Annotated in this window: 6 protein-coding genes and 1 pseudogene; 5 read left to right on the forward strand and 2 right to left on the reverse strand. The window is 65.5% G+C overall.

All coding sequences use genetic code 11. The annotated features are described in order from the left end of the window. The 4 genes from recA to V7Q39_RS17100 all read left to right on the forward strand — a co-directional run. Positions 1 to 968 (forward strand): recombinase RecA (recA, locus tag V7Q39_RS17085; RefSeq protein ID WP_333817822.1); only part of this gene is annotated, 968 nt, incomplete at its 5' end. Positions 969 to 1,110: 142 nt separating this feature from the next. Then, positions 1,111 to 3,765 (forward strand): alanine--tRNA ligase, encoded by a 2,655-nt coding sequence (alaS, locus tag V7Q39_RS17090; RefSeq protein WP_333817823.1) that lies wholly within the window; start codon positions 1,111 to 1,113, stop codon positions 3,763 to 3,765. A 1-nt stretch (position 3,766) separates the two neighbouring features. Next, a complete protein-coding gene (locus V7Q39_RS17095; RefSeq protein ID WP_333817824.1) occupies positions 3,767 to 4,057 on the forward strand; it encodes a DUF1330 domain-containing protein in 291 nt (96 codons plus the stop codon). A gap of 122 nt (positions 4,058 to 4,179) precedes the next feature. After that, positions 4,180 to 4,974: a class II glutamine amidotransferase gene (locus V7Q39_RS17100; protein WP_333817825.1), complete on the forward strand. Its 795-nt coding sequence runs from the start codon at positions 4,180 to 4,182 to the stop codon at positions 4,972 to 4,974. A 72-nt stretch (positions 4,975 to 5,046) separates the two neighbouring features. On the opposite strand, the gene typA is transcribed toward V7Q39_RS17100, so the two are convergent. Then, on the reverse strand, positions 5,047 to 6,864 hold the full coding sequence (typA, locus tag V7Q39_RS17105) for a translational GTPase TypA (RefSeq protein WP_333817826.1): 1,818 nt from the start codon (positions 6,862 to 6,864) through the stop codon (positions 5,047 to 5,049). A gap of 451 nt (positions 6,865 to 7,315) precedes the next feature. Between typA and V7Q39_RS17110 the strand changes: the two genes are divergently transcribed. Next, positions 7,316 to 8,011, forward strand: coding sequence for a hypothetical protein (locus tag V7Q39_RS17110; protein WP_333817827.1), 696 nt, complete (start codon positions 7,316 to 7,318; stop codon positions 8,009 to 8,011). A gap of 48 nt (positions 8,012 to 8,059) precedes the next feature. Here the strand turns inward: V7Q39_RS17110 and V7Q39_RS17115 are convergent. Further along, positions 8,060 to 8,275: pseudogene (locus V7Q39_RS17115) on the reverse strand (NADP-dependent isocitrate dehydrogenase); the annotation flags it as partial.

Genomic DNA, 8,275 nt, shown 5'->3' on the forward strand with positions numbered 1-8,275 from the left:
GCTCGATCATGCGGCTTGGCGCCGACAGCCCGGCGATGGAGATCGAGGCGACCTCCACCGGCTCGCTGGGCCTCGACATCGCGCTGGGGATCGGCGGCTTGCCCAAGGGCCGGATCATCGAGATCTACGGGCCGGAATCTTCGGGGAAGACCACGCTGACCCTGCATGTGGTGGCCGAGGAACAGAAGAAGGGCGGCGTCTGCGCCTTCGTCGATGCCGAACATGCGCTCGACCCGCAATATGCCAAGAAGTTGGGCGTTAACCTGGATGAACTGTTGATCAGCCAGCCCGACACCGGCGAACAGGCGCTGGAGATCGTGGATACCCTGGTCCGCTCCGGCGCGGTGAACCTGGTGGTGGTCGACTCGGTCGCGGCGCTGGTGCCCAAGGCCGAGATCGAGGGCGACATGGGCGACATGCAGATGGGCAGCCAGGCCCGGCTGATGAGCCAGGCGATGCGCAAGCTCACCGCCTCGATCGGGCGGTCGAACTGCATGGTCATCTTCATCAACCAGATCCGGATGAAGATCGGCGTGATGTTCGGCTCGCCAGAGACGACGACCGGCGGCAATGCGCTGAAATTCTACGCTTCCGTCCGGCTCGACATCCGCCGCATCGGCGCGATCAAGGACCGCGACGAGGTGGTGGGCAACACCACCCGCGTCAAGGTGGTGAAGAACAAGGTCGCGCCGCCCTTCAAGCAGGTGGAATTCGACATCATGTATGGCGAAGGCATCTCCAAGACCGGCGAGCTGATCGACATCGGCGTCAAGGCCGGGGTCGTGGAGAAATCCGGCGCCTGGTATTCCTTCAAGGACGAACGCATCGGGCAGGGGCGCGAGAATGCCAAGGCCTTCCTGAAGCAGAACCCCTCGGTCTCGCTGGAGATCGAGGACAAGATCCGCGCCGCCAACGGGCTCGACTTCACCATGGCCGGCGAGGATGGCGGGGACGTGCTGGACGAGTGACCCCCGTCGTCCTGCGAAACAGGCCGGAAGCTTGGGCTTCCGGCCTTTTTTCATTGGGCCGCGGGCGGATGGTGGACAGCCCCCCTGCAGGGGGCTAAACGGAAGGCCGAATTCCCGTTTCCGCCCCAAGGACCGCCCCCACATGGCCTCGCTGAACGACATCCGCTCCACCTATCTCGACTTCTTCCGCCGCAACGATCACCGGGTGGTGGACAGCTCGCCTCTGGTGCCGCGGAACGACCCGACGCTGATGTTCACCAACTCGGGCATGGTCCAGTTCAAGAACCTGTTCACCGGGGTCGAGACGCGGGACTACAAGCGTGCGACGACAGCGCAGAAATGCGTGCGGGCGGGCGGCAAGCACAACGATCTCGACAACGTGGGCTATACCGCACGGCACCATACCTTCTTTGAAATGCTGGGGAATTTCAGCTTCGGCGACTATTTCAAGGACCAGGCCATCGCCTTCGCTTGGGAGCTTTTGACCAAGGACTTCGGCCTGGCCAAGGACAAGCTTCTGGTCACCGTCTACCACACCGACGACGAGGCGGCGACGATCTGGAAGAAGGTCGCGGGTCTGCCGGACGACCGGATCATCCGCATCGCCAGTGACGACAACTTCTGGCGCATGGGTCCCACCGGCCCCTGCGGCCCCTGCACGGAGATCTTCTACGACCACGGGCCAAGCATCTGGGGCGGCCCGCCCGGCAGCGCCGAGGAAGACGGCGACCGCTTCATCGAGATCTGGAACAACGTCTTCATGCAGAACGAACAGTTCGCTGATGGGCGGCTGGTGCCCCTGGAAATGCAGTCGATCGACACCGGCATGGGGCTGGAGCGGATCGGCGCGCTCCTCCAGGGCAAGCACGACAACTACGATACCGACCTGATGCGCAGCCTGATCGAGGCCAGCGCGAATGTCACCTCGCAAGACCCTGACGGTCCAGGGAAAATCCACCACCGCGTGATCGCCGACCACCTGCGATCCACCTCTTTCCTGATCGCCGATGGGGTGATGCCCTCGAACGAAGGCCGGGGCTATGTGCTGCGCCGGATCATGCGGCGTGCGATGCGCCACGCCCATATGCTCGGCGCGCAGGACCCGGTGATGTACCGGCTGGTCCCGGCGCTGGTGCGGCAGATGGGTGGGGCCTATCCGGAGCTTTCGCGCGCCCAGGCGCTGATCGAAGAGACGCTGCGGACCGAGGAAACCAAGTTCAAGCAGACGCTCGACCGCGGCCTGCGGCTTCTGGATGACGAGCTTTCCGGCCTTGCCGAAGGTGCGGCGCTGCCCGGCGCGGCGGCGTTCAAGCTGTATGACACCTACGGCTTCCCGCTGGACCTGACGCAGGATGCCCTGCGCGAGAAGGGCCGCGAGGTCGACGTGCAGGGCTTCGACGCCGCCATGGCCGAGCAGAAGGCCAAGGCCCGCGCCGCCTGGGTCGGCACCGGGGCGGCGGGCGACGCGAAGATCTGGTTCGACCTTGCCGAAGAGCATGGGGTCACGGAATTCCTCGGCTACGACACCGAGACGGCGGAAGGCGTGATCACCGCGCTGGTCCGCGACGGGGCGGCCATCGGCCAGGCCTCCGAGGGCGAGGCGGTGCAGATCGTCGTCAACCAGACCCCGTTCTACGCCGAAAGCGGCGGCCAGGTCGGTGATGCGGGCTTCATCCGCACCGACACCGGCACGGTGCAGGTCGGCGATGTGAAGAAAGCCGCCGGCGTCTTCATCCACATCGGCCATGTCATGGAAGGCACTGTGATCAAGGGACAACCCGCGAAGCTGGAGGTCCTGCATAGCCGTCGCTCGGCGATCCGGGCCAACCATTCGGCCACCCACCTTCTGCACGAGGCGCTGCGGCGCACGCTGGGCGATCACGTCGCGCAAAGGGGCAGCCTCAACGCCGCCGACCGGCTGCGCTTCGACTTCAGCCATTCGGCAGCGATCTCCGCGCCGGACCTGTCGACCATCGAGGGTGAGGTCAACGCCTTCATCCGCCAGAACTCGCCGGTCGAGACCCGGATCATGACCCCCGACGACGCCCGCGCCATCGGGGCGCAGGCGCTCTTCGGCGAGAAATACGGCGACGAGGTGCGGGTGGTGTCGATGGGCAGCCTCGACGGCTCGGGCAAGGGCGCGGATGGCAAGACCTATTCGCTGGAACTGTGCGGCGGCACCCATGTCGCCCGCACCGGGGATATCGGCGCGATGGTCCTGCTGTCGGAAAGCGCCTCCAGCGCCGGGGTGCGCCGGATCGAGGCGCTGACCGGGCAGGCCGCGCTGGACCACCTGCGCCAGCAGGATGCGCGGCTCAATGACATCGCCGCGATCATCAAGGCCCCGGCGGCCGAGCTTGCCGACCGCATCCGCGCGCTCTTCGATGAACGCAAGGCGCTGGCGAACGAGGTCGCGCAGCTGCGCCGCGAGGTGGCGATGGGTGGCAAGGCCGCTGGCCCGGAATCCAAGGAAATCAATGGGGTGAAGTTCGTTGCTCAAGTGCTGTCCGGCGTCTCGGGTAAGGATCTTCCGGCACTGATCGACGAAATGAAGGCCCGGCTCGGCTCGGGCGCGGTGCTCTTGATCGCCGACACCGGTGCGAAGCCGGCAGTCGCGGCGGGGGTGACGCAGGACCTGACCGCGAAGCTTTCCGCGGTGACGCTGGTCAAGGCTGCGGCCGAGGCGCTTGGCGGCAAGGGCGGGGGCGGGCGTCCCGACATGGCCCAGGCGGGCGGTGCCGACATTGCCCAGGCCGAGGCGGCGATCAAGGCGGCGGAAGCCGCGATAGGAGCATAACATGCCGACCGCACTCTGGATCGCCCATGTCCATGTGACCGATGCCGAGGCCTATGGCCGCTACGCCAAGGGCGCGACCGAGGCCATCGCCGCGCATGGCGGCATCTTCCTCGCCCGCGGGGGTCGCTATGTGCAGCTGGAAGGCAACGACCGGCCCCGCAACGTGGTCGCCCGTTTCCCCAGCCTGGAGAAGGCGGTGGAGTGCTACAACTCCCCGGCTTATCAGGCCGCGCTTGCCCATGCGAAGGGGGCCAGCGTCCGCGACCTGATGGTTGTCGAGGAGGTCGAGTAGGGGTTTCCCTCCACTTCGCCTTGAATTGATTGCACTCTCTTCCTTGGCTTCGACGATTTCTGCTAGACTGCCAGAAAAAGAAGGGCCGGGCAGATGACCCTTATCCCCACCGGGGCACGCTGATGTGCCGCTGGGCCGCCTATACCGGCGCGCCGATCTTCCTGGAGGAGATCGTCAGCCGCCCCGGTCATTCTCTCATCCACCAAAGCCATTGCGCCACGCAATGCCATACGGCGATCAACGCCGACGGCTTCGGCATCGCCTGGTATGGCGCGAAGCCGGAACCGGGCCTTTTCCGCGACGTGCTGCCCGCCTGGTCGGACCCGAACTTGAAAAGCCTGACGGCACAAGTGCAATCGCATCTTTTCCTCGCCCATGTCCGGGCGTCCACTGGCACGGCCACCAGCCGCAACAACTGCCATCCCTTTACCCACGGCCGGTGGAGCTTCATGCACAACGGCCAGGTCGGCGGCTATGATGCCTTCCGCCGCGATGCCGACATGATGATCCCGGAATCCCTGTATCCCCACCGCAAGGGCGCGACCGACAGCGAGGCGCTGTTCCTTGTGGCGCTGGCCGAGGGGCTGGATGCCGACCCGCGCGGCGCCCTGGAACGGGCGGCGGCGCGGTTCATCAGGCTGGCGCGCGAGAAGGGGCAGGGGCCGCACCTGCGGATGACGGCGGCGCTATCCGATGGCCAGCGGCTCTATGCCGTGCGCTATGCCACCGACGAGGCCGCGCCCTCGCTTTATCACCGCTGGTCGGAGACGCGGCAAGGCCGCGCCGTGGTGTCCGAACCGCTGGAGGCGGAAGAGGGCGGCTGGGAAGAGGTGCCGCCCTACAGCTTCTGCACTTTCGACGGCGAAACCGCGATGGTCGAGGACTTCCTCCCCTGCCGCCTCGCTGCTGCCGCGTAACCCGGGCCAAATTCCTTCAGTAAGGAATTTTCCAAGAATTTTACTTGAAATTCTTGTGCTTGGCCTGACGGGTCACTCCTTCCGCGATGCCCGCTTGCGCTCGTTCGGGTCCAACTCGCGCTTGCGCAGGCGGATGATCTTCGGCGTCACCTCGACCAGTTCGTCGTCGTCGATATAAGCGATCGCCTCTTCCAGCGACATCTTGATATGCGGGGTCAGGCGGACGGCCTCGTCGGTGCCCGAGGCGCGGACGTTGGTCAGCTTCTTGCCCTTCAGCGGGTTGACCTCAAGGTCGTTGTCGCGGGAATGCTCGCCGATGATCATGCCGGTGTAGACCTGCTCCTGCGGGCCGATGAACATCCGGCCCCGGTCCTCCAGGTTCCACAAGGCATAGGCGACCGAGACCCCGGCCTCGGTCGAGATCAGCACGCCCTGCCGCCGCCCCTGGATCGGGCCCTTGTGCGGCGCCCAGCCGTGGAAGATGCGGTTCAGCACGCCGGTGCCGCGGGTGTCGGTCAGGAACTGGCCCTGGTAGCCGATCAGCCCGCGCGATGGCACATGGGCGATGATCCGGGTCTTGCCGACGCCGGCGGGCTTCATCTCCACCAGGTCGCCCTTGCGCTCGCCGGTCAGCTTGTCGATGACCGCGCCGGAATATTCGTCGTCGACATCGACGATGACCTCCTCGATAGGCTCGTGCCGCACCCCGTCAATGTCCTGCATGATGACGCGGGGGCGGGAGATCGACAGCTCGAACCCTTCGCGGCGCATGTTCTCGATCAGCACGCCCATCTGCAGTTCGCCCCGACCCGAGACCTCGAAGGCCTCGCCGCCGGGCGTATCGGCGACTTTGATCGCGACGTTGACCTCGGATTCCTTCATCAGCCGGTCGCGGATGACGCGGGACTGCACTTTGTTGCCGTCGCGGCCTGCAAGCGGCGAGTCGTTGATGCCGAAGGTGACGGTGATCGTCGGCGGGTCGATGGGCTGGGCGGGAAGGGCGGTATCCACCTCCAGCGCGCAGAGCGTGTCGGCGACGGTCGCCTTGGTCATGCCCGCCAGCGTGACGATGTCACCAGCCATGGCCTCGTCGATCTGGGTCTGCGAAAGGCCCCGGAAGGCCAGGATCTTCGTCACCCGGAACTGCTCCAGCCGCTCGCCGTCGCGGGAGAGGGCCTTCAGCGAGGTGCCGGTGGTGATGCGGCCGGTCTCGACCCGGCCGGTGAGGATACGGCCGAGATAGGGGTCGGCGGAAAGCGTGGTCGCCAGCATCGAGAAGGGCTCGTCCTGCCGGGACAGCTGCTTGGGCGCGGGGACGTGACGCACGATCAGGTCGAAGAGGGCGGAGAGGTCCTTGCGCGGCCCGTCAAGCTCGGCGTCGGCCCATCCGGCGCGGCCCGAGGCGTAGACATGGGGGAAGTCGAGCTGATCGTCCGAGGCCCCGAGGTTGGCGAAGAGATCGAAGACCTCGTTCAGCGCGCGGTCGGGCTCGGCGTCGGGCTTGTCGACCTTGTTCAGGACGACGATGGGCCGCAGGCCAAGGGCGAGCGCCTTGGTCAGCACGAACTTGGTCTGCGGCATCGGGCCTTCGGCGGCATCGACCAGCAGGCAGACGCCGTCGACCATGGAGAGAATCCGCTCCACCTCGCCGCCGAAATCGGCGTGGCCGGGGGTGTCGACGATGTTGATCCTTGTGCCGTTCCATTCCACCGAGGTGCATTTCGCCAGGATGGTGATCCCGCGTTCGCGTTCGATGTCGTTGGAATCCATCGCCCGTTCGCTGACGGCCTGGTTGTCGCGGAAGGCGCCGGACTGCTTCAGAAGCTCGTCCACCAGCGTGGTCTTGCCGTGGTCGACGTGGGCGATGATCGCGATGTTGCGCAGTTCCATGAGGGTCCGGGTCCTGTGAGGTTGGCGCGGCCTTACAGGGTTTTCCGGCGGCTGGCCAGAGGGGCTGCGGTGTCCCCACGGGACAGACCTGGCAGGCGCAAGGATCTCAGCGGCTTGGATACAAACGTTCAGGAAGCCTTAATGATTGCTCCGTCCAAATGGAGGGCACGGGTGGCCGGTCCCGATCAATGCAACCTATGAATGAATTGGAAACAATTAAGCAGTATACTTGGCTATTCTTGCAAGTTAATTACGTAGTTAATGAATTTGGTGAAATAAAGTTGCTCATTGCGCCACTGATGCCGCATTTCACGCGCAGGTTGAGTCGTGGATGGAATTACCCATCCAGGAATGTGGGTCATCGTGACGGTAGGGCCAATCCTTGCCCGATCCCGGAACGAGGCAAACGGGCCTGCCTTCCCAACGATGTTTGCCAGTCGAGGTACATGTCATGACTTTTGAGTTCGTCAGGAAGATCAAGACCCTTCGGCCGGGCAAGACCGGAGCGGAAAGAACGGTTGCGCCGGCCTGTCTGGCGCTGATGCTGGCGGCCAGCCCGGTCGGAGCGGGCATTCTGGGCGTCGACGTGGATGTCGGCATCGGTCGGGGGGGCGCCAATGTCGGTGCCAGCGTTGGTGTCGGCGGTGTCGGAGCCACGGCCAACGCGGGCGTGGGCGGCGGTGGCGTCGGAGCTTCGGCCAACGTGGGTGCGGGCGGCGTCGGAGCTTCGGCCAACGTGGGCGTCGGCAATACCGGTGTCGGGGCCACCGCCAGCGTGGGCGCGGGTGGCGTCGGGGTCGGCGTTGATGTCGGTGTTGGCACCCCCGGCACGCCGACGACCCCCGGTACGCCCGGGGTTGTCAATCCCACCCCCACCGCATCCGTCACACCGCCCGGGGCCGGCGGCACAAAGAGCATGCTCTGCGCCAAGGACGGCAATGCGACTACCTACAACGGGTTCGTCGTGCGGGATCGTGCGGGGGTGGCTGTCGGCGTGGTGCATGACGCAACCCTGTCGTCGAAGCAGAAGGTCGTCGCCGTGCGGATGCTGTCGAACGGCATGGCCTGCTACAGCTTGAAGGGCGCGACCTTCCGCGTGAAAAACGGCGAGGTCTGGGCGAACGTCGACGCGGCTTCGTTCAAGTGACGGACCGGGGCCCGGCCGGTTTGACCGGGCCCCGATCTGTTTGCAGACTTACCCCTTGAGGGCGTTGTTCAGGTATTCGTCCACCTTTTCCAGATAGCCCATGGTGGTCAGCCATTTCTGGTCAGGCCCGACCAGAAGCGCGAGATCCTTGGTCATAAAACCGTCTTCCACGGTGTCGACGGTCACCTTCTCCAGCGTGGTGGCGAAACGCATCAGCGCGTCGTTGCCATCCAGCTTCGCGCGGTGCTTCAGCCCGCCGGTCCA

The organism is Tabrizicola sp., from assembly GCF_036781545.1.
Taxonomy (GTDB): domain Bacteria; phylum Pseudomonadota; class Alphaproteobacteria; order Rhodobacterales; family Rhodobacteraceae; genus Tabrizicola.

What these genes read in the sequence shown, in the direction of transcription:
- alaS (WP_333817823.1), top strand. Translation starts at nt 1,111, where the DNA reads ATGGCCTCGCTGAACGACATCCGCTCCACCTATCTCGACTTCTTCCGC.
- V7Q39_RS17100 (WP_333817825.1), top strand. Translation starts at nt 4,180, where the DNA reads ATGTGCCGCTGGGCCGCCTATACCGGCGCGCCGATCTTCCTGGAGGAG.
- V7Q39_RS17095 (WP_333817824.1), top strand. Translation starts at nt 3,767, where the DNA reads ATGCCGACCGCACTCTGGATCGCCCATGTCCATGTGACCGATGCCGAG.
- typA (WP_333817826.1), bottom strand. Translation starts at nt 6,864, where the DNA reads ATGGAACTGCGCAACATCGCGATCATCGCCCACGTCGACCACGGCAAG.
- V7Q39_RS17110 (WP_333817827.1), top strand. Translation starts at nt 7,316, where the DNA reads ATGACTTTTGAGTTCGTCAGGAAGATCAAGACCCTTCGGCCGGGCAAG.